Origin of the sequence: Enterococcus sp. DIV2379 (genome assembly GCF_050542965.1) — a bacterium.
GTDB lineage: Bacteria > Bacillota > Bacilli > Lactobacillales > Enterococcaceae > Enterococcus_D > Enterococcus_D entomosocium.
The window spans coordinates 3,532,312-3,553,463 of record NZ_CP172938.1; the positions used below are offsets into that span (position 1 = coordinate 3,532,312).

Below are 21,152 nucleotides of genomic sequence, written 5' to 3' on the forward strand. Positions count from 1 at the left end.
GTTGAGGCTTTTTTTTCTTTTAACGCATCGTCACAAATTCTTCTGACCCCGTCGGATGAATGGCAACGGTTTGATCAAAGTCTGCTTTTGTAGCACCCATTTTGATGGCTACAGCGAAGCCTTGCAGCATTTCATCGACACCGATCCCGATGCCGTGCAGACCGATGATTTTTTCTTCTTCTCCTAAGCACACCAATTTCATCTCACACTTTTGGCGATACTCATTTAAAGCAAAGTACATCGGTGTAAAGCGCGAACGATACACCTTTATCTGCTCTTGGCCGTATTTTTCCAAGGCTGCTTCTTCGGATAAACCAATCGTGGCAATCGGTGGATGCGTAAAGATGACCGTCGGTACTAAATTATAATCCAAGTACGCATCGCTTTGACCGTTGAACAAGCGTTCAGACAAGCGACGACCAGCGGCAATCGCAACGGGGGTCAAATCCAATTTTCCAATGACATCGCCCACCGCAAAAATCGAGTCAGCTGTGGTATTTTGATATTTGTCCACAATGATAAACCCTTTTTCATCCAATTGGACATCGGTGTTTTCTAGGCCTAACTTATCCGTATTCGGCACGCGACCACCAGCAAAAAGGACGCAATCGCCGGTCAAGGTTTCACCATTTTCAAAGTGAACGATATACTCGTCACCTTCTTTAATGATACGAGAGGCAACGTAGCCTGCATAAGTTTCGATCCCTGATTCTTGGTACATCTCCACAAGATTATCCGCAAGCATTTTGTCAAAGGTTCGTAATGGCCGCTCTTTGCGGTACGCCCAAGCCACTTGGCTGCCCAGCTGTTGGCTGACACCGCTGATTTCGGCTGCGATGTAGCCTGCCCCTAAGACGACCATACGCTTTGGTGCTTCTCGCAACGCAAAAAAACCATTCGAGTCAATGGCGTACTCACCACCGGGAATATTCATCGCGCTGGGTTTTCCACCGGTGGCAATCAAAATATTTGCTGCATGGTAGTTTTCCCCATTGACGGTAACCGTGTGGTTATCCACAAACTGTGCATAACCGTGGATAACTTCTACATTATTGCTATCTAAGCCTTTTTGATAGGCTGTGTGTAAAAAATCAATGTATTTTTCACGGTTATCCACAAGCTCAGTGAAATTAAATTTATCCACATGTGGATAAATACCGTAGCTAGTTGCGTCCCGCTTGATCATTTCTAACATCTCACTGGCTTGCCACATGACTTTTTTCGGCACACAGCCGACATTGACACAGGTGCCGCCTAATTCATTGCCTTCGATCAATAATACTTTGGCACCGTGCATTCCTGCTCGATTGGCTGAGGCGATCCCGCCGCTGCCGCCGCCAATTACTATGTAGTCGTATGTTTCCATATTTGTTGTTTCCTCCTTAAGATTGTCTATGTTCTCATCGATCCTTTTTGGCTGGATTGATTCAACAAAAAAAGCCGAGAGAGACTCTCGACCTTATTTTTTCTTCCGAATCATGTCTCCGACTTCCACCGGTTCTTTGACCGGCATCGTCAGCAGCATCATAGGATTTGGTGCACGATCGATGGATTCACCGTCTTCATTATACATGACTTCGACGGTTTGGTGAAAGTGATGGAATCCGGGACCGTAAAATTCGATTTCATCGCCGACGGAAAAGTGGTTCCGTTGCCGGATCGTAGCTGTTTTCGTTGCCGGATCATATGCCATGACTTCCCCAATAAACTTGTATTGTGGAATTTTCCGACGTGGACCAAACAACTGCTCATTTTCACTCGGGGTATCATAGTAAAAGCCTGACGCAAGCTCGCGCTGCGCAACTTTCCACAGTTCATCGATCCATTCTTGTTTGCAGACATAGTTCTCTGGATCGGCCATGTAACTGTCCACGGCTGCTTTATAAACGTTCGTCACGGTTGAAACATAGTGGATCGATTTCATGCGGCCTTCGATTTTGAAACTATCCACGCCGTTTTCAATCAGATTAGGGATATGTTCGATCATCGACATATCCACGGCACTCATGGAGAATTCTTCTTCCACTGTCCCATTCTTGGTCAAACTGTTTCGTTCCGTTGCAAACGGCATGTCAAACAGATCATATTTCCAACGGCAAGATTGCGAACAGCCGCCGCGATTAGCGTCTCGCATCGACATATGATTGGACAAAGTACAACGGCCAGAATACGAAATACACATGGCGCCATGAATAAAGGCTTCGATCTCCACGCTGGTATTTTTGCGGATCTCAGCGACTTCCTCCATCGACACTTCCCGAGCGAGGACGACCCGTTCTAGGCCTTCTTCTCGCCAAAATTCCAACGTTTCATAGTTCGTGGCACTGGCTTGGGTGGACAAATGGATCGGTAGACCCGGCGCTTCTGTTGCGCAGATCTGGATCAAAGCTGGATCAGAAACAATCACGGCCGAAATACCGACATCTCGCAATTCCCGAAAGAACTCCCCTGCACCTTCTTGATTGCCCTCATGAGTCACCATGTTGGCTGCTACATAGACTTTTGCGTTGTGAGCTTTGGCAAAAGCTACCCCTTCCGCCATTTCTTCATAGGTAAAGTTTCCCGCGCGACTCCGTAGGCCATAGGCATTGCCGCCGATATAGACAGCGTCAGCGCCATAGTGGATCGCTGTTTTTAATTTTTCTAACGTACCAGCTGGTGCTAACACTTCTGGTCGTTTCAATGCTTGTTTAACGGTCATTTGTTCTTGCTCCTTACTTGATATCGTCAGGATCGATGGCATAAAATCCAGTGTCTAACCCACGTTCTGCCGGATGAAGTTGGGCAACATGTTCACTGAGCACAGCAGCTTGCTCTGCTTGCCACTCCCCACTTTCTACAAGGATCTTGGCTTGGGCAAACAGTTTAGCAATTGCCACAAAGGCTGCCCCTCGTGTATAGATTCCGTCCAACTTCCAGGTTTGAAAGCCTGTTTCGGCTAATTCCGCCAGCTGCAGCAGCAAATTAATGTCGTTATTGGCAAAAATGTGCGTACCGTGGCTATCTTCATAAATGGAATAGTGGGTTTCTTCTTTTTTCGGTTCGGATAAAAACAACCCCCGGTCATGGTTCTTTTCTTCCGATTGTTGGGTATAGTTATAATAATTTTGTAAAAGCGGACGCTTCGATTGGTGAATGCAGGTCGCACCATAAACCAATACTTCCACAGGAATATTTAGTTGCGGGGCCATGATTTTCATTTCCTCGAAAGGAACTTCTCGCGCTAAAACGGCTGCCCTTGCCCCTTTTTGTCCCCAAAAATTGATTTGACGAGCGCTTGTTACTAAGGTTTCCCCTGCATAGATAAATGGCAAGGCACATTCTGGATTTTGCTTCATGCGGTAAATGATCCCAGGATCTCCGAGAGCGATTTGATCGGCTTGATTGGTCTTCAGAAATGCTAGGTATTCTGGAATCAGCTTCATTTTTTCTGGGTGCATGATGCCATTGACCGCGATCGTCACTTTCTTTCCAGCTTCGTGGGCCATGTCGATCAGTCTGATTTGCTCTTCACGAGAAAAAGAGGCCGGTAGGCGCAGCCCAAATGTCTCTTCTCCAAAAAACAATGTATCAACATAAGGGATCAGCTGCTGTGCTTGCTCGATCGATTCCACCGTGGCGATAATCTCAACCATAATACTCCTCCTTTTTTCAACTCATTCATAGTATCACACAGCAGGATTCTTTCCAAGAGGTCTCGTTACTCTTTTTTTCACGAATAGCGCTTTGCTCATTAATCAACCGTTGTCATAAAGCTATTTAGAAGGATATTTTTTTGTGAATCATCAATCATAATCAGTGGAGACTTCTTGATCACTACTAGACATAGCAAGACAAAAAAGCGGCGTTCCTATGGATGCCGATTGCTCGACCATAGAAACGCCACTACCGTTATTGGCTCGACTTAAACTTGTTGCAAGACCCGTGCTTGTCCCTCTTTGACATTGAGGGTGATCGATCCTTTGGAAGCACCGATCGTCACTTTGTCACCTAAATGAATTTGCCCTGATAGGAGTGCTTCACTTAAACGGTCTTCGACTTCTTTTTGCAAGGCTCGACGAATCGGCCGTGCCCCATATTCTGGATCAAAACCAGCTTTACCGATCACATCGATGGCAGATGGCGTGATCTTCAATTGGATGTCTTGATTGCCTAATCGTTTGATGATCGCTTTGCTCATGATCTTCACGATTTCGTGGATCTCCCCTTCACCTAAGGATTGGAAGACTACTGTTTCATCCACACGGTTCAAGAACTCTGGACGGAAGGCTTTTTTTAGCTCTTCTAATATCCGTTTTTGCATCGCTTGGTGATCTTTCGTTAAATCAGTGACATTGAAACCAACGCTTTTTTCTTCGCGGATTTGTTGGGCACCGATATTAGAGGTCATGATCAAAATCGTGTTGCGGAAATCGACCTTCCGACCTTTGGCATCCGTCAAATGGCCATCATCCAGCACTTGCAAGAGGATATTGAAGACATCGGGATGGGCTTTTTCCACCTCGTCCAATAAGATGACGGAGTATGGTTTTGAACGGATTTTTTCCGTCAATTGCCCACCTTCATCGTAGCCGACATAGCCTGGCGGTGAACCGATCAAACGGCTCGTGCTGTATTTTTCCATGAATTCGGACATATCGACACGAACCAAGGCATCTTCACTACCAAACATCGCTTCTGCTAAGGCTTTGGCAAGCTCGGTTTTCCCGACACCGGTCGGGCCTAAGAACATGAAGGAACCAATTGGACGGTTCGGATCTTTCAACCCACTGCGGGCGCGGCGGATCGAACGAGCGACTGCCTTGACTGCTTCTTCTTGGCCAACTACCCGTTGATGCAAAATCTTTTCAAGATCCAACAAGCGTTCGCTTTCTTTTTTCTCCATCTGCTGCAAAGGTACGCCGGTCCATTGGGAAACGACCGTAGCAACATCTTCTGCAGTAACACTATCGGCATAGCCTGATGCTTCTTTGACTTCCATAAACGCTACTTCCGTCAGCTGTTGGGTCAATTTCTTTTCCTTGATCCGTAAACGAGCTGCTGCTTCAAAATCTTGCTGACGAATAGCGGCTTCTTTTTCTTCGATCAAGTTGGCGATCTCGTTTTGCAGATCTGCCAATTCTGAACTTTCATCGGTTTTGTCTAAACGCACTTTGGCAGCTGATTCATCCATCAAATCGATGGCTTTATCTGGTAATTGGCGCGAATTGATGTAACGCACGGACAGTTGCACAGCGGCGTGTAACGCATCATCAGAAATTTCCACCCCATGATGTTCTTCATAACGAGGACGCAAGCCCCGTAAAATTTCTTCCGCTTCTTCTGGTGTCGGTTCGTCAACTTGCACCCGGGCAAAACGGCGTTCTAATGCAGAATCTTTTTCAATGTATTTTTGGTACTCATCTAGTGTCGTGGCACCGATGGTTTGCAATTCCCCACGGGCTAAGGCTGGTTTCAGAATATTCGAGGCATCAATCGCCCCTTCTGCTCCGCCGGCCCCAATCAGTGTATGCAATTCATCAATGAATAAGATGATTTGACCATCTTGATAGATCTCATCAATGATTTTTTTCATTCGGTCTTCAAATTCCCCACGATATTTCGTTCCGGCAACTAAAGCCCCCATGTCCAGCATCATCAAGCGTTTGTTTTGCATGTCTTCTGGGACTTCCCCATTGATGATTTTTTGGGCTAAGCCTTCGGCGATCGCGGTTTTCCCAACACCAGGTTCCCCCACGAGAACAGGGTTGTTTTTGGTCCGACGGCTAAGGATCTGGATCAGGCGTTTGACTTCTTTGGCACGACCGACAACAGGATCCAACCGTTTTTCACGGGCTAATTTGGTCAAATCACGGGCTAAGGAATCCAAGGTCGGTGTTCCTTGCTGCGCTTTGGCTTGGGCTGGACGACGACGACCAGCACTTCCGTTGGTTTTGCTTTCATTGAAGCCCATTTTTTTCTTCAAAAGCTGACGCATTTTCGCGAGACTCAAGCCGAGATTCAGCATGATTCGAGAAGCCAAAATGTCTTCATCTCTTAATAAGCCTAATAATAGATGTTCAGTACCGATTTGTGGTGCCCCTAAGCGTTTGGCTTCATCCCCTGCATAAGCAAATGTATGTTTTGCTCGTGGTGAATACGCGAGATAGGCGTTTTCTGGGTATTGACGGACAGTGCCATACCCTGTTAAATGTTCGATTTCTTCACGAATATCATTTTCTGTGATATTCATTTCCCGCAAGGTTTTGCCGGCAATCCCGTTTTGTTCAATGACCAATGCCAATAGAATATGTTCAGAACCTACTGCTTGGTGCTTAAAGTATTTTGCTTCTTCTTGGGCGATAGCCAAAACGGCTTTCGCGCGTTGGGTGAATAATTCATCCATCTCTTTCACTTCCTGTCTTCGTAACTTAATCGTTCTAGAATTGCATGGAGCAAATCAGCTCGTGTTCTATTTTCATAAGGAGAACGTCCTAGAACTGCTTTCGCGATGACGGTCAATAATAAGTTGCCTTCTCGCTTGGACAGGATTCCTTCCTCATAAAGTTTCTGGATTATTGCATACGCATCTTTTTCCGAGATGGTTTCATCGAATAGTTGATTCATTTCTTTTAAGTAGTGGTGGCTGTCCGTGATTTTGACTTTTTCGATCCGAATATAGCCGCCCCCGCCGCGTTTGCTTTCAACCGCATAGCCTCTTTGAACGGTGAAGCGGGTATTGATCACGTAGTTTATTTGTGAGGGCACGCAGTTGAACAAATTTGCCATTTCCGCGCGACGAATCTCAATGGTTTCACTATCTTCAAGAATTTTCTTCAAATATGCTTCAATCAAATCGGAAGTATTGTGATGACTCAATTCATTCCCTCCCTTGACTAATTCTGACCTTCATTATACCCAATTTTTGAATCCTTGGAAAGATGTACGCTTGCACAAATGGCAGGACTAAAGGAAATTTTAAAGACACCTGTGCCTCACTATAAGGTTTAGAAACAAAAACAAGCAGCTGGACGGGGAACAAAAAGAGAATTCTTTGGTCCCCGAAGGCTGCTTGGTTAAAGTATTTGGTTTTAGCTAGTTTCTAATCACTTTCTGAGCTACTTTCACTCGTAGCGCTTGAATCAGAGGAATCATCTGAACTACTGCTTGGCGTCGATGAGGACGAATCATCTGGTTCAGGTCCTCTAGAGATCGTGACCGTTACAGTAGAGCCAACTTCGACGGAGGTTCCAGCACCTGGAGAGACACGGACAACATGTCCAGCTGGTACCGAGTCATTATAGCCGTCCTCTTCCTCAAAAGTTGAGTCCAATCCCGCTTCATTCAAGTCTGCTTCTGCATCGGCTTGGCTTTTCCCAACGATTCTTGGTACATTGACCATTTCCTGCCCACTGCTGACCGTCAAAGTGATGGTCGTTTGAGAAGTCACCACCGTTTCACCTGTTGCGGGTGCTTGGGCGATGATCGTGCCTGATGGTTGACTGCTGGATTGATAGTTCACTTCGATCTGTGATCGGTCGACACCGCGAGAAGTCAATGCTGCTCGTGCATCTGCCTCTGTCATGCCATAATAGTTGTCCATTGCGAAGCTATCTGGTCCGGAGCTGACCTTAAAGGTGATTTCGTCTTCTGCTGGGGAAACTTCCCGCCCTGCTGCTGGTGATTGACTGATAATATCCCCTTCATCGACATCATCTGACGACTCTAGCTCTTCTTTGATTCTGTCTTCATCAAAGCCCAAATCGATCAACTCTTTTTTGACATCATCAAAGGAGCGGCCTTCATAGTCATCAAGGGTGATTTTCTTCGTTCCGCTACTGATGTAGAGGGTCACGACGGAATTCTTTTTGACTTCATTGCCTTCTGGCGGATCGGTCTTGACGACATTGCCTGCTTCGACTTCATCGTCTTCGATTTCTTCTACCTCGTCTGCCACTTGTAAGCCAGCGGCTTCCAGTTCGGCCCGGGCGGCCGCTTCTGTCTGGCCGTTGACTTCAGGAATCGCTACATCCCCCCGACCACCGCCGAATAGGAAGTAACTGCCTATGCCTAGCAGTGCGATCACCATAATGACCGGCAGCAGCAGCCAGCGTTTGCGTTTTTTCTTTTTCGGTTTCGCTGATTCTTCGGCTTGATCCGCAGCCGTTTCTGCCACGGGTTCTTCCACTGGCGGCGTTTCAACTTGGGCTGCTTCTACAGGGGTCAGCACTCTCGTTTCATCCATCAGGGCATGAGGTTCCCATCTCGGTTCATTGAGTCGATCAGGTGACAATACAGTATCAAGATCCGCTCGCATTTCATCGGCAGTTTTGTACCGATCCGCCGGTTCTTTGGCGGTCGCCTTCAATACGACGTTTTCCAGCGATTGCGGAACATTTTTGTCATAGATCCGAATCGAAGGGATCTCATCTTGGAAATGTTTCAAGGCGATCGTTACGGCTGATTCGCCATCAAAAGGTACTTTGCCGGTTAAAATTTCATAGAGAATGATCCCAATCGCATAAATATCTGATTGATTGGTCGCCATACTGCCTCGTGCTTGTTCTGGTGAAAGATAATGCACCGAGCCTAGCATCGAGTTGGTTTGGGTGATCGATGTTTCTGATAGGGCGATCGCGATCCCAAAATCGGTGATTTTCACCACGCCGTCTTCATTGATCAGCACATTCTGGGGCTTGAGGTCCCGGTGAATGATGCGGTGTTGATGGGCCAGCGCTACCGCTGATAAGATTTGTTGGATGATATCAACGATCTGCAAATAAGGTACGGGATAGTGCGTTTGGATATAGCGCTTGAGATCCATCCCTTTGACATATTCCATCACCAAAAACTGCATGCCGTCTTCTTCGCCGACATCATAAACGGTTACGATGTTGGGATGAACCAGCTCAGTCGCCGCCAATGCTTCTCGTTGAAAGCGCCGAATCGCACTTTGGTCGTTTTGGAAGTCAAAACGAAGCACTTTGATTGCCACTTCACGGTCTAAGATCAAGTCATGCGCCAAAAACACATTTGCCATTCCGCCGCTGCCGATATTGCCGATGATTTTGTATCGGCCGTTTATCTTCTTCCCAATTTCGATCATGGGCGCTCTCCTCCAACTTTAATCAATAATACCGTGATATTGTCGACACCGCCGCGTTCGTTGGCTTGATCGATCAATGATTGCACTGCTTCTTCCAGCACAGGGGTTTCTTGGATCGTTGCTGTGATCTCTTCATCTGAGACCATGTTGGTCAATCCGTCTGAACACAGCAGCAAATAATCCCCGTCTGCAATAAAGTGGATCGCCACATCGACTTCGACTTCGCTTGGCATGCCGATCGAGCGGGTCAAAACGTTTTTGCGAGGATGATTCAAGGCCATTTCTGCTGTGATTTGTCCTGACTTCACCAATTCATTGACCAGTGAATGGTCCTCTGTGATTTGGGTCAGCACTTGATTGCGTAAAAGATAGGCACGGCTGTCCCCGACATTGGCAATCGTAAACTGGTCGCCTAATAAGGCCACAGCAATGATCGTGGTGCCCATGCCGCTAAGTTCTTCTTGTTCTTGTCCTTTTTGGAAAATCACTTGGCTTTCTGCTTGGATTTTTTGGATCAACCATTGGGCAGTTTTTTCACTGTCTGTCAGCTCTGTCTGTTCCCAAGCGGTGCCAATCTCACTGACTGCTTGACGGCTAGCGACATCTCCGGCCCGGTGGCCCCCCATGCCATCGGCAAGCAAGGCCAATGTCACATTGGCTTTATTTACATAGGTTGCTGCAAAATCTTGGTTTGTGTTGCGACGTTTGCCGACATCTGTTTGAAAACGAATCTCCAATTTCTTTCACCTCGTTACTTTTTGCGTAGACAACTGATAAAAAAGCCATCTGTCATAAAATCTTGCGGATAGATCGTCAACATATCCTCTTGAACAGCTTCGGCTGCCAGCGGTCCTACCGCAAGAGGCATTTGCTCAAATTCAGGATGGTCAGCGAGAAACGCTGCCACGACTTGTTGATTTTCTTCCTCTAGAATCGTACATGTGCTGTAGACCATTATACCCGATTTTTTCAAGGTTGGGGCGGCACTTTCCAAAATCTCTCGCTGAATCTGCGGCAAGCGTTGGAAATCGGCCTCCGTCTTGCTGTATTTGATGTCCGGCTTACGGCGCATCAACCCTAATCCAGAACAAGGGGCATCCACTAAGATGCGATCAAATTGTTCGGGGGCAAAGGTTTGAGCCGTCTCTCGGGCATCCATCACGCGGGTTTCCACAACTGCTTCTACGCCTAAACGTTGGGCATTTTGCTGAATCAGCTTAACTTTATGGGCATGGATATCCAGTGCTGTCACTTTGCCGCCCTCTGCGGCAAACAAGAAGGCAGCGATATGGGTCGTTTTGCCTCCTGGGGCGGCGCACGCATCCAATACTTGATGGTTCCGGGCTACTTGTAAAACGGGGGCAACCAGCATCGAACTTTCATCTTGGATCGTCAGTAAGCCTTCTTTGTAGAGGGAAGAGCCCGCCATAAAGCCTTTATCAGCCACAACCCCATAAGGGGAAAGCTCACTTGGTCGTGCGTCAATGCTTTCTTCTTGTAGCCGTTCGATCGCTGCTGCTTGCGAGATGCGCTGCAGATCGATACGACCACTGGCATGATTGGGTTCAAATAGGGCATAGCCTAGCTCACTGGTTTCTTCGATCCCAATTTGTTTGACTAGTTTCTTCGTTAGCCATAAGGGCAGGCTGATTTCCGTTGCTAAACGTTCCATTGGGTCTTTAATCAATGCCAAGTCTGGCACTCCTTGTCGTTGGATCGTGCGCAGCACGCCATTGACGAATTTACCAGTCCCCGGATTGCCTTTGGCTTTCGCAATATCCACGGCTTCATGAATGATGGCATGGGCGGGTACTTTATCGAGATACAGCATCTGATACAAGGAAAGCCGCAGCAGCGTTTTGACCCACGGGTCGACTTTGCGGGCATTTTTAATAAACCGGTCCAAATAATAATCCAATAAAAGCTGACGACTGATGGTGCCGTACACCAATTCAGTCAGTAAGCGACCGTCCTTGTCATTTAAACGCCCTTGATTCATCAATTCCCGCAGCAGTAGATTGGAATAAGCACCGCCTTTTTCGATTCGCAACAACGCTTCTAGTGCCACAAAACGCACTGTATATTGTATGTCTCCAAGATTACGCTTCATAGGTACCTACCTGATCCCCTTTTTGAATCTGTTGTCCACTGCCGTTTAAGAATGCGGCAATGTCTTGTCGGCCTTTTCCAGCTGGCTGCAATTCATCGATAGCCAATACCGTGCCTTCACCACAAGCGATCAGCAACGTTTTTTTCGTCCGTTCAATGATCGTTCCTGGCTGGGCTGTCGTCGTTTGCTCCAGCGGTGTTACTTGCCAAAGCTTCCAGCGGTTGCCGTTTTGTGTCGTAAAGGCGATCGGCCATGGCCGCATGCCTCGGACTTGGGCATCGATTTGCACCGCCGTTTTCTGCCAGTCGATGGCTTCTTGTTCACGGCTGATATTCGGCGAGAAGGTTACTTTCGCTTCTTCTTGCGGAACCGGCTGCAACTCTCCTGACAAGATTTTCGGCAGGGTTTCCAGCAACAAGTCTTTGCCCAGCAGGCTCAACTTATCAAACATCGTCCCCACATCATCTTGTGCCGTGATGGGCAAATGAGCTTGAGCAAAAATACCGCCAGCATCCATTTTTTTGATCATTTCCATGATGGTTACACCCGTTTCTTGCTCGCCTTCCATGATGGCATAATGCACAGGTGCTCCGCCCCGATATTTCGGTAGTAGGGACGCATGAACGTTGATAGCGCCATACTTCGGTACTTCTAGTAAAGCACTAGGTAAAAATTGGCCGAAAGCTGCCGTGATCAGCAGATCAGGTGCTAAAGCTTGAATCTGCTCCATTTCTGGTGACCCACTGATTTTTTCTGGTTGTAAAACCAACAAGCCATGCTTCAACGCCGCTTCTTTGACGGGTGTCGGAGTGATGGTTTTTTTGCGACCGACGGGACGATCCGGCTGTGTCACGACTGCTGCCACTTCATAGCCGGCTTCAAGCAAGCCTTCTAAAATTGGGACGGAAAACGCCGGGGTACCCATAAAGACGATTTTAGTCATTTTCATGTTCCTCCATATACTTTTCTAAGTCTTCTTCAGGAATGCGTTCGACGAGCTTGTCGACAAACAGCACGCCATTTAAATGATCGATCTCATGCTGCATCGCACGCGCCAAGTAACCGAATGCTTCCACTTCCATTTCTTCTCCTTCTCGATCGAAATAGCGGACAGTGATCTCGTCTGCTCGTTTGACGGTCCCAAAGGTGTGGGGAATACTCAAGCAGCCTTCCACATCAAGGGATTCACCAGAAGAAGCGATGATCTCAGGGTTGATCATTTCAAAGCGATCGTCTTCTTCGACTTCCACGATCGCCACTTGCAGGTTTTTGCCGACTTGCGGTGCGGCAATACCGATCCCGTCATGGGCGACCATCGTTTCATAAAGGTCGTCTAGTAGCTGAACGAGTTCATCGGTAATTACTTTGACGGGTTTTGCTTGCCGACGAAGACGTTCATCGGGGGTGATAATAATAGGATAACGCATATTTTCTCCTCTAAATAAAATTCAACGGCTCTTGGTCAATCGATACGTACAATCCTTTGCGCTGATCGATTTGACTTTGATCCAACAGACGGGTCAACAAAGCAGGTAGCTGCGGTTCATTTTTGTATTTAATGATCAATTGGTAGTAATAACGGTTTTTCACCCGCAAAATCGCACTTGGTGCCGGACCCAACAAAATACTTCGCGGTGACAGCTCCTGCTGCAGATCCCGCGCGATCGCAAACATCTTCTGAGCGGCGACTTGCTCTTCGGGATGGCTGCAGGTGATTTTGACGGTGAAATAATACGGTGGATAACCGCTTTGGTGCCGCATCCACATCTCTTTTTGATAGAAATCTTCGTAGTCTTGCGACTGCGCCAACTGGATGGCATAGTGCTCAGGGTTGAATGTTTGGATCACCACTTCGCCGGTTTTTTCCGCCCGACCTGCCCGACCACTGACCTGAGTCAGCAGCTGGAACGTCCGTTCACTCGAACGAAAATCTGGCAAGTTCAAGGCGGTATCGGCATTCAAGACCCCTACCAGCGTGATATCAGGAAAATCCAAGCCTTTGGCGATCATTTGGGTCCCCAACAAAATATCCGCTTTTTTCTCCCCAAACAAGGTCAAGATTTTTTCGTGGGCGCCTTTTTTGCGGGTGGTATCGACATCCATCCGTAAAACCCGCGCTTCGGGAAACAGTTCCTTCAACTCTTCTTCCACTTTTTGCGTGCCCGTTCCGTAATAACGAATCTTGTCTGCATTACAGTTGGGGCAACGATGGGGGATGTGTTCTTCATGTCCGCAATAATGACAGCGCATCGTTTTGGTATCCATATGGAGCGTCAAGGAGATGTCGCAATTTGGGCAAGGCAAAACATACCCACAATCGCGGCACATCACGAAGGAAGAGTAGCCGCGCCGATTCAGCAGCAAGACGATCTGTTCTTTGCGGGCCAAGCGGTCTGTGATTTTTTCCTGTAACGGACGAGAAAAAGTTTGATACTTTTTATTGGCAAATTCGGTACGCATATCCACGACTTCGATCTGCGGTAATTGCGCACTGGTTTTTGCCCGCTGATTCAATTTCAATAAGCGGTAGACTTCTTTTTGGGCCCGAGCACGAGATTCTAATGACGGCGTCGCACTGCCTAACACCACTGGACAGTGATGGTACTGGCTGCGCCAAATCGCTAAATCTCTCGCATGGTAACGAGGGGCTTCATCTTGCTTATAGGAGGCTTCGTGCTCCTCATCGACGATGATGACCCCGATGTTTTTCAACGGAGCAAAAATCGCCGAGCGGGCGCCAACCACCACCTGCGCCTCCCCACGTTCGATCTTACGCCATTCATCGTATTTTTCACCTTGGGACAAGCCGCTGTGTAAAACAGCCACTGCGTCGCCGAGACGGCTTTTAAAGCGTTCGACCATTTGCGGGGTCAAAGCGATCTCCGGTACGAGCATGATCGCAGATTTGCCTTGTTTCAGCAATTGGGCGATCGCTTGTAGATAGACTTCTGTTTTTCCACTGCCGGTGATCCCTTCCAGTAAAAAAGTCTGCGCCTCTTGGTTATCCGCACAAGCAGTGATTTGCGCTACTGCAGCTGCCTGTTCTTCATTTAATTCAAGGGGGACCGTTTTTTGAAATTGACGGTCTTTGTAAGGATCACGGTAGTCTTCAACTTCCGTAAAGGTCAGCCAGCCAGCTTCTTGCGCTTGGTTCAAAGCCGCGGTGGAAATCCCTTGTTCGGTAAAAAAGGAAACCGGCAAGCGGGCTTCCTCTGTCAAAATCTGTAAGATTTCCAGCTTGCGTTTGGCCCCTTTGCGCAGCTGTTGCTGAACGGCGGGGATTTCTGCTGGCTCGATCTTGCGTTCAATATAACGGGTCATTTTCGCTTTGTTTTTATTTTTCACGAGGTACTGCAGTTCAACTACTGCGGCTTCCCGCAAAGGCTTCAACTGCGGCAGCAGCCCTGCACTTTCGGCGTCTTGCCAGCTGAGGATGCCGTCTTCGGGAAAATATTTTTTGATGGGATGATTTCCTTCCAGCAAAACGATCTGCTTTTGGTACTCGGCTTTCATCACACTAGGCAGCATCGTCTGCAAACAAGTAATCTTAAAGGCAAAGGTCGTTTCCTTCATGTAGTCGGCTAATTGGAGAAGTTCTTCATTGACGACAGGCGACAAATCCAACAAACGAACGATTGGTTTTAAGGTCTGTTGCGGTTCGGCAACTTCTGAAAGCCCGACGACGAACCCTTGGATATGACGGTCACCTTTGCCAAATGGCACTTCGACCCGCATTCCTGTCTCAATGGCGGCTTGTAATTCTGATGGGATCAGATAAGTAAAAGGCTGATCGGTCTGCATCGTGGGAACATCCACGATCACTTCTGCTATGTACGCCATCTCTTCTCCTCCTTTTAGGTTCTATTTTACTAAATGGGCTGGGGTTTGTCTGTACCCCTTACAAAAATTTAACCATCGCCATTCAAAAGAAAAAGCCAGAACACAGGCGTGCTCTAGCTTGCTTTTGTCTATAGCTTTTGTTCGTCGCGGATACGCGCTTCTAATTCTTTTTGTTCTTGGTCTTTTTGCGCTTTGCGCTCTTCTTGTTCCATTTTCAAACGGGCCCGTTTGATTTCCGGATGCGGATCATTAACGACTAATTCCGCTTCGATTTCTTCAAGCGCTTGACCCACGCTTTTCACTGAATCAAAGTTTTCTAATGTTGCTTGCGCACCGGCATCAAGTTCATGCGCCCGTTTGCTTGCTAAGATCACTAATGAATATTTTGAGTTGACACGATCCAACAAAGAATCGATTGAAGGTTTTAACATCATATTTCTTACAGCTCCTCTAACATTTTGATATAGGTTCCGATCACTCGGTCAACGCGAAAATGTTCACTCGAAATAATTTCGCGAATTCGTTGGACTGCCTTAGGTACTTCATCATTGACAACGGCATAATCATATAAAGCCATCATTTCGATTTCTTCACGGGCGACACGCATCCGTTCATCGATCACTTCGGCAGAGTCGGTTCCTCTTCCTGTAATACGAGAGCGTAATTCTGCCAGATCAGGTGGCGTCAGAAAAATAAACACACCATCGGGAACTTTGTCTTTTACTTGTTTTGCCCCTTGCACTTCGATCTCTAAAAATACATCTTTTCCTTGATCCAGTGTTTGTTGGACATAAGATAATGGGGTGCCATAATAATTGCCGACATATTCGGCGTATTCCAGCATTTCACCGGCTTCGATCAAGGCTTCAAATTCTTCCCGCGTGCGGAAATAGTAATCGACCCCTTCCACTTCCCCCTCGCGTTTTTGACGAGTGGTCATTGAAACGGAATATTGAAAATCGTTGTCGTCACTCTCAAAAATTGCTTTGCGCACGGTCCCTTTCCCTACTCCGGAAGGTCCTGATAAAACTATAAGTAATCCTCGCTCTGACATAATGACGTCCTTTCACTGACATTTGCTTAACGTCTATTTTGCACTTTTTTTCAGCAACTTTCAAGAACTACTTTATTATAATGGGAATTTCATGAAATTGCTAGTCTACACTTCGGCTGCTTTCTTAAAAGCCCATGTTGCTTAAGGTATTGATGACCCCTGCTAATTCGTCTTTGGCAGTGATTGCTTTTTCGGTCGGATCCGTCACTTCTTGGCAATCGATACGCACGATGTACCGACGATTTAAAGAAACAGCTACGCCATCAACTAGTAGATGAAGAAAATCCGGCTCGATGGCTACGCAGGCATCTTCCCACGCAGAGAAATTCTCTTTATCAGAGGGAATACTGCGCTTGATGACATTTTTCCCGCTCAGTTCGTGAAAGGTGATATCGTAATATTTCATTGGTTCATTCCTCCTACTCGATGTTTTGAACTTGTTCTCTGATTTTCTCAATGATCGTCTTCATTTGGACGACACTGTTTTTGATTTGGATCGGACTTGATTTTGAGCCAATCGTATTGACTTCTCGGTTCATCTCTTGGATCAAGAAATCCAGCTCTCGACCTATCGGCGTCTCAGCTGCCAGCAGCTCCGTCATCGTCGTTAAATGGATACTTAAACGATCCAGTTCTTCGTGGATATCGCCGCGTTCCAATAAAATCGCCAACTCTGTCAGTAAACGATCGCGCTCGACTTCTTCCCCTAGATAGGCAGTCAGTTTCTTTTCAAAGCGTTCTTGGTAGTCCGCTTCATAGAGGGTCACGAATTGTTTGAGTTCTGTTAGTTTTTCCTGCAGCTGTCGCTGATTTTCTTGTAAGATCTGCAGAATGCCTTGCCCTTCCACCCAGCGGCTTTGGTCGATCGCTGCCAACGCTTGGTCTAATGCTTCCATCACGCCATCGGCTAAGGTGCTTTCTTCTGGCTCTTGATCAGAGATCGTTAGAAAAGCCTCATGGAGCAGGAATTGTTCCAGCAATGCTGCTTTTGGCAGCTCTGTCAGGTCAAAACGGGCGTTGGCTTCGGTATCGATCTCCTGCATGAAACGTTCCAGCAGGTCCCATTGGATCTCGATCTGTTTCGTATTTGCGGTTTTTTCTTTTAACGTCACATACAATTCGATTCGCCCCCGCTGGAGGGTCTGCTTGATCGACTGCCGTAAAGCACCTTCTAGAGGATTCAATTGTTTGGGCATTCGCAGCTGCAGGTCCAAAAAGCGCTGATTGACACTTTTGATCTCAATTTCGATCTGCACATCTGGCGTTTCTGCACTGCCTTTGCCAAAACCAGTCATACTTTTCATTTGATCACTCCTCACCGTTTTGCTTTCTTACATGGAAAGCAGGGCTTTTTTAAGTTCTGCAAATTCTTCATTGGATAAGGTCACGCCTTTGCCCATCTTCTCGTGCTCTGGACCCCAATCTCTCAGATCAAATTTTGGCGGACGCCCATTCCAGCTCACCAAATTCAATTCTTTGCGCCAGCCTCTTTGATTTTCCGAAAGCACGGCGATCTCTTCAACGATTTCATACGAAAATTTATCCATTTTCTGCTCCTTTCAAAAGATAGTGACTATACGCTGCCATTAAAGCAGTCAGCGGGTAACGCCGACGAATCTGCTGAAGGGCGGGCAGATTCAATTGCTGCGTCCGATAAAAAAAGAAAAAGCGGTTTTGCTCGGACAAGACAAAAAAACGGTCGCGATAATAGCTCAGCCACTCGGTGATCGACCAGGCATCGGCTTCTTCCACTGCCTTTAGCGCAATTTTTTCAGCTAAAGCCGTTAGAATCGTTTCCTGCTCATAAATCACCGTAGGCGCTAGATACAATACTTTCGCGGTACACTCTATCAGTATACGCCCCCACTGCTCAAATGGCACATCCTGTTGATAGAATTTACGCATTTTTTTCCAAAATTCTTTTTTCTTTAGTTCCTGATAAAGCAACGGGTCTGTCTGGCGTAGCTCTTTCAAAAAGCCCCGCCATAACGGCTGAAAATCAACCGTCTTTTCAAAGGTATACCAATGGCCTTGGTATTTGCCGAACACTTTCAAGGTTTCCAAATAGCCCAAGGTCATATTATCCAGCGAACGCTGGGCATCAAAAACCAAAAAGCTGCCTAAGGACCAAGGAGACCCTAACGAAAGTTGCGCAGTTTCTTCCGTCAAAACCGTCCTTTTATTGATGCCGGGTCCTTGGACATCCACGGTGATACATTCCGTTGCCCCCTGCTGTAGAGCGACATCGATGGGCAGGTTGTTGCGATAGCCGCCATCGATGTAATAGGCGTCATTAATTTTTTGCGCCTGCATCGCTGGATAAAATGAGGCGGATGCCAATAACCAATGCAGGTTTTCTTCTACTGCTGATGGATCAAAGGCATAAACCGTCTCCTTGAAATCTGGCAGACGAGTCGTACAGATTAGCAAATGACAAGCAGTTTGGCTGAATTTTTCTTGATCAAAGGTCTTTTGCAAAAGCTTTGCCAAGGGTTCGGTACTGGCGCCGTTGCTTTTAACCGCTTCACGGACCAGCGAGTTGGCTTGATTCATCAAATCCCGCAGTGTTTGGGCTCGTACCGAAGCAAGCGGATAGTGCAATACTTGCTCGCTGGAGATATTTGCCCATAAATCGACGGCCGCTTCCACATCGTTCATTAAAATCAAGGCACCATTCAAGGCACCGACGGAAGTTCCCGTGATCCATTCAAAGGTGATGCCCCGTTCTTGCAGCGCTTGCCAAACACCGATTTGATACGCCCCGTGAGCACCGCCACCGCCTAAAACCAGCGCCGTCTGATAAGCTAGCGCTTTTTGATACCCTTGAGGGACCACTTGATACCCTTGCTGGATAAACCACTCCGCCAAGGGGGTCCGATGAGGAAGCTGCCACAAGACGGCTGCTACAAAGCGACTGCGGGCGAAGTTTTCTGTCACGGCCAGCAGTTGTTTCCAAGTAAACTCGGCGGCCGCTTCCACCAGCAGATTGGTGATAGTCAGTGTCTTTTGGTCAAAATCAAACTGCCCAGCAAGGTAAAGACGTCCGTAACGGCTGTCGATCTGCCAGCCCTGCTGCGCTATATCGGCTAGAAAGGCTCGTCGCGCTTTTGAATGCGACTCAAAAAAGGAAAAGACGAGTCGGCTTTCTTGAAATCCTGCCCTTTGTGCAAGAAAATCGATCGAAGTCAGTTTTTTCACTTTCATCAAGACGCCTCCTTATGCAAAAAAGAATAGACGAATGACACGCCAGCTGCCGTACCACTCGAGCTATTCTTTTGATTAAAATGTTCGTTGTGCCATGTTGAATGCTGCCAACATCTCATCCGTTGCTTCGTCGACAGGCGTTACAGATTCCAGATCACCTTGGATCACACGACGGGTGACACCGCCCATTTCCCCACAGGTGATCAGCGTGATCATTTTGCGGCCTTCTACTTCGTCAAGCAAATAAACATCGGTCGGGTCGACCCGCACAGAAGAAGTCGCAGTATACGTGTAAATATTTTCCAGATCGGTCACATAGATAGCCGCCCCGATCGCGACATCATCCAATGGTGTAAACAGGAGCTCTGGCGATTGAGCGCGATGGCTAGCTAACGCGTAATTGCCTTCCCCCATTTTTTGGGTGGGACTTAACGTACCAGCACCATACAGCAAGGCCTCGTTGGCCAAGCCTTTAAAAATCGGCAGATTGATCCCAACACTGGGAACCGCCACGCCGCCGATCACTGGCAAAGCTTTGTTGCTCAGCTGCGCCCGTAAGACTGCTTCTGAACTTGCCGGCTCCACGGCATCAAAATCAAAGGTCGCTTCCGCTTCCATATTTTTTTCGACCTCACTACGATCAATGGTGCCGACTGCGTATGCTTCACCTGTTTGTTTAATAAAATAATTTTTGATTTGATTATTAAAAATCAATGCTAAACCAATCAATAACAGCACAAGCAAAAAGAGATTGCTCAGCCAATTCGAAAGTCTGCTTTTCTTTTTTCTCATAGGTTCTCGTCTCCATTAGTTTCTTCTTTTATCATACCAAAATCCTCATAAAGACGCCAATTTTGGCCAGTTTTTTTACGAAAAGACAAGATTTGCCTTTTTTTGTCGAAAAAGGGAACTTAAAAATTGTTTTTTCTGTTATTTTGTAATATAACTTTAAACGAAAAGATACAAGCAATTTTCAGCGCTTTGTTGTAGAATGAACTTAGTATATAGGAGGGATCGATCGGCATGTCTAACACGATTTACGTACATATTGATACAACCAGCAATGCCGTCTTGACCCGCGGGCTTGCCCCCCAAGATTTTAACAAGAGCATCGTCCATCAGCCCAAGAATTTGCTCTTGCTTGATCCTTCCAGTGATTTCGGCGAATTCGACGGTCATACGGGCTTAAAAGTGATACGCGGAATGGAAGATGTCCAACTGTTTTTTCAGCAAATCAACAAAGGTCGCATTGCCGAAGAAATGAAGTGGATCGATTTTAATGATTACGAGATGGTCAAAGAATTGACGCCTTTAGAGATCTCCGAATTGTTATATTTTGGCCACATGAAGACACACCTCCACTCCCCTTTCTTTTACAAACTGCAAAATAACTTTGTTTTCTTTGACTTAAAAGATGCACGTTCCCGCGTTTATTATCGCTACTTAGATGAATATTACCGAATCTTGGCGGATCGGATCACCCGCATCGTCTTAGAAAAAATCAATGATCGCCTCTCCTTTTTTAAAAAAGCAACACCGGTGGAAAAACTCGATTTTAATTTGCTGAAAGAGTTGCGGGGAATCATGCAAGAAGGCATCGTCTTCTGTCTGACACAAGAACAACTGATCGATAAAACTTATACGATTCCGATCTATCTGTCAGAAGATGCTGGCTTGAAAAGCACATTGGTCAATCAAAAAGAGTTAGATCAAATTGCAGTTTTGCGCTACTCAGCCAGCAAAAAAAACTGGTCGTTGGAAATTGATCAAGAAGATTTGGCTTTTGGCTTTTTCGACAAAAAAATGTCTTGATGCTTCTCTTTTTCAAAGAGCATCAAGACATTTTTTCATGGTTCCAT

At 46.8% G+C, this 21,152-nt stretch carries 19 protein-coding genes; 1 reads left to right on the plus strand and 18 read right to left on the minus strand.

Annotation, left to right across the window (positions count from 1 at the left end):
• Window positions 1-19 precede the first annotated feature (19 nt).
• From gor to IGI92_RS16290, 18 genes are all read right to left on the minus strand, one after another.
• Complete coding sequence (gor, locus tag IGI92_RS16205) at window positions 20-1,366, minus strand: glutathione-disulfide reductase (protein WP_313263676.1); 1,347 nt, start codon at window positions 1,364-1,366, stop codon at window positions 20-22.
• 93 nt (window positions 1,367-1,459) lie between these two features.
• The gene (locus IGI92_RS16210) at window positions 1,460-2,701 is read right to left on the minus strand and encodes a peptidase U32 family protein (protein ID WP_430607503.1); all 1,242 of its coding nucleotides are present in this window, start codon (window positions 2,699-2,701) and stop codon (window positions 1,460-1,462) included.
• 13 nt (window positions 2,702-2,714) lie between these two features.
• The gene (locus IGI92_RS16215) at window positions 2,715-3,635 is read right to left on the minus strand and encodes a peptidase U32 family protein (protein WP_429968893.1); all 921 of its coding nucleotides are present in this window, start codon (window positions 3,633-3,635) and stop codon (window positions 2,715-2,717) included.
• Between the two features lie 269 nt (window positions 3,636-3,904).
• A complete protein-coding gene (locus tag IGI92_RS16220) occupies window positions 3,905-6,385 on the minus strand; it encodes an ATP-dependent Clp protease ATP-binding subunit (RefSeq protein ID WP_008381720.1) in 2,481 nt (826 codons plus the stop codon).
• Window positions 6,386-6,390: 5 nt separating this feature from the next.
• Window positions 6,391-6,858, minus strand: a complete 468-nt coding sequence (locus tag IGI92_RS16225) for a CtsR family transcriptional regulator (protein WP_005230319.1) — start codon at window positions 6,856-6,858, stop codon at window positions 6,391-6,393.
• Window positions 6,859-7,081: 223 nt separating this feature from the next.
• A complete protein-coding gene (gene pknB, locus IGI92_RS16230) occupies window positions 7,082-9,085 on the minus strand; it encodes a Stk1 family PASTA domain-containing Ser/Thr kinase (RefSeq protein WP_005232981.1) in 2,004 nt (667 codons plus the stop codon).
• Window positions 9,082-9,822, minus strand: a complete 741-nt coding sequence (locus IGI92_RS16235) for a Stp1/IreP family PP2C-type Ser/Thr phosphatase (protein WP_005230317.1) — start codon at window positions 9,820-9,822, stop codon at window positions 9,082-9,084. The genes pknB and IGI92_RS16235 overlap by 4 nt, the downstream gene beginning before the upstream one ends.
• Before the next feature lie 14 nt (window positions 9,823-9,836).
• Window positions 9,837-11,195 (minus strand): 16S rRNA (cytosine(967)-C(5))-methyltransferase RsmB, encoded by a 1,359-nt coding sequence (rsmB, locus tag IGI92_RS16240; protein WP_430607506.1) that lies wholly within the window; start codon window positions 11,193-11,195, stop codon window positions 9,837-9,839.
• Window positions 11,185-12,138, minus strand: a complete 954-nt coding sequence (gene fmt / locus IGI92_RS16245; protein WP_008381712.1) for a methionyl-tRNA formyltransferase — start codon at window positions 12,136-12,138, stop codon at window positions 11,185-11,187. Before fmt ends, rsmB begins: the two co-directional genes overlap by 11 nt.
• Complete coding sequence (gene def, locus IGI92_RS16250; protein WP_005230314.1) at window positions 12,131-12,622, minus strand: peptide deformylase; 492 nt, start codon at window positions 12,620-12,622, stop codon at window positions 12,131-12,133. The genes fmt and def overlap by 8 nt, the downstream gene beginning before the upstream one ends.
• 10 nt (window positions 12,623-12,632) lie before the next feature.
• Entirely contained in the window at window positions 12,633-15,035 is a 2,403-nt protein-coding gene (gene priA, locus IGI92_RS16255; RefSeq protein WP_430607508.1) for a primosomal protein N', read from the minus strand.
• Between the two features lie 128 nt (window positions 15,036-15,163).
• Complete coding sequence (gene rpoZ / locus IGI92_RS16260) at window positions 15,164-15,469, minus strand: DNA-directed RNA polymerase subunit omega (RefSeq protein ID WP_005232977.1); 306 nt, start codon at window positions 15,467-15,469, stop codon at window positions 15,164-15,166.
• 5 nt (window positions 15,470-15,474) lie between these two features.
• A complete protein-coding gene (gmk, locus tag IGI92_RS16265) occupies window positions 15,475-16,089 on the minus strand; it encodes a guanylate kinase (RefSeq protein ID WP_005230308.1) in 615 nt (204 codons plus the stop codon).
• Between the two features lie 124 nt (window positions 16,090-16,213).
• On the minus strand, window positions 16,214-16,495 hold the full coding sequence (locus IGI92_RS16270; RefSeq protein ID WP_005230307.1) for a hypothetical protein: 282 nt from the start codon (window positions 16,493-16,495) through the stop codon (window positions 16,214-16,216).
• Window positions 16,496-16,508: 13 nt separating this feature from the next.
• Window positions 16,509-17,393, minus strand: a complete 885-nt coding sequence (locus IGI92_RS16275) for a YicC/YloC family endoribonuclease (protein ID WP_008381708.1) — start codon at window positions 17,391-17,393, stop codon at window positions 16,509-16,511.
• 27 nt (window positions 17,394-17,420) lie between these two features.
• Window positions 17,421-17,636 (minus strand): YdbC family protein, encoded by a 216-nt coding sequence (locus IGI92_RS16280; RefSeq protein WP_005230288.1) that lies wholly within the window; start codon window positions 17,634-17,636, stop codon window positions 17,421-17,423.
• Entirely contained in the window at window positions 17,629-19,293 is a 1,665-nt protein-coding gene (locus tag IGI92_RS16285; RefSeq protein ID WP_275626464.1) for a patatin-like phospholipase family protein, read from the minus strand. Before IGI92_RS16285 ends, IGI92_RS16280 begins: the two co-directional genes overlap by 8 nt.
• Before the next feature lie 75 nt (window positions 19,294-19,368).
• Window positions 19,369-20,085: a class A sortase gene (locus tag IGI92_RS16290; RefSeq protein ID WP_005232974.1), complete on the minus strand. Its 717-nt coding sequence runs from the start codon at window positions 20,083-20,085 to the stop codon at window positions 19,369-19,371.
• Between the two features lie 231 nt (window positions 20,086-20,316).
• Here IGI92_RS16290 and IGI92_RS16295 point away from each other — a divergent pair, with 231 nt between their 5' ends.
• Window positions 20,317-21,105, plus strand: coding sequence for a hypothetical protein (locus tag IGI92_RS16295; RefSeq protein WP_005232973.1), 789 nt, complete (start codon window positions 20,317-20,319; stop codon window positions 21,103-21,105).
• The last annotated feature ends 47 nt before the right edge of the window (window positions 21,106-21,152 follow it).

Excerpts from the sequence above, each read along its gene's own strand:
- IGI92_RS16275 (WP_008381708.1), bottom strand. The coding sequence starts at position 17,393 with ATGAAAAGTATGACTGGTTTTGGCAAAGGCAGTGCAGAAACGCCAGAT.
- IGI92_RS16215 (WP_429968893.1), bottom strand. The coding sequence starts at position 3,635 with ATGGTTGAGATTATCGCCACGGTGGAATCGATCGAGCAAGCACAGCAG.
- gor (WP_313263676.1), bottom strand. The coding sequence starts at position 1,366 with ATGGAAACATACGACTACATAGTAATTGGCGGCGGCAGCGGCGGGATC.
- pknB (WP_005232981.1), bottom strand. The coding sequence starts at position 9,085 with ATGATCGAAATTGGGAAGAAGATAAACGGCCGATACAAAATCATCGGC.
- gmk (WP_005230308.1), bottom strand. The coding sequence starts at position 16,089 with ATGTCAGAGCGAGGATTACTTATAGTTTTATCAGGACCTTCCGGAGTA.
- IGI92_RS16285 (WP_275626464.1), bottom strand. The coding sequence starts at position 19,293 with ATGAAAGTGAAAAAACTGACTTCGATCGATTTTCTTGCACAAAGGGCA.
- IGI92_RS16280 (WP_005230288.1), bottom strand. The coding sequence starts at position 17,636 with ATGGATAAATTTTCGTATGAAATCGTTGAAGAGATCGCCGTGCTTTCG.
- rpoZ (WP_005232977.1), bottom strand. The coding sequence starts at position 15,469 with ATGATGTTAAAACCTTCAATCGATTCTTTGTTGGATCGTGTCAACTCA.
- IGI92_RS16290 (WP_005232974.1), bottom strand. The coding sequence starts at position 20,085 with ATGAGAAAAAAGAAAAGCAGACTTTCGAATTGGCTGAGCAATCTCTTT.
- fmt (WP_008381712.1), bottom strand. The coding sequence starts at position 12,138 with ATGACTAAAATCGTCTTTATGGGTACCCCGGCGTTTTCCGTCCCAATT.
- priA (WP_430607508.1), bottom strand. The coding sequence starts at position 15,035 with ATGGCGTACATAGCAGAAGTGATCGTGGATGTTCCCACGATGCAGACC.
- IGI92_RS16295 (WP_005232973.1), top strand. The coding sequence starts at position 20,317 with ATGTCTAACACGATTTACGTACATATTGATACAACCAGCAATGCCGTC.
- IGI92_RS16210 (WP_430607503.1), bottom strand. The coding sequence starts at position 2,701 with ATGACCGTTAAACAAGCATTGAAACGACCAGAAGTGTTAGCACCAGCT.
- IGI92_RS16270 (WP_005230307.1), bottom strand. The coding sequence starts at position 16,495 with ATGAAATATTACGATATCACCTTTCACGAACTGAGCGGGAAAAATGTC.
- def (WP_005230314.1), bottom strand. The coding sequence starts at position 12,622 with ATGCGTTATCCTATTATTATCACCCCCGATGAACGTCTTCGTCGGCAA.
- rsmB (WP_430607506.1), bottom strand. The coding sequence starts at position 11,195 with ATGAAGCGTAATCTTGGAGACATACAATATACAGTGCGTTTTGTGGCA.
- IGI92_RS16220 (WP_008381720.1), bottom strand. The coding sequence starts at position 6,385 with ATGGATGAATTATTCACCCAACGCGCGAAAGCCGTTTTGGCTATCGCC.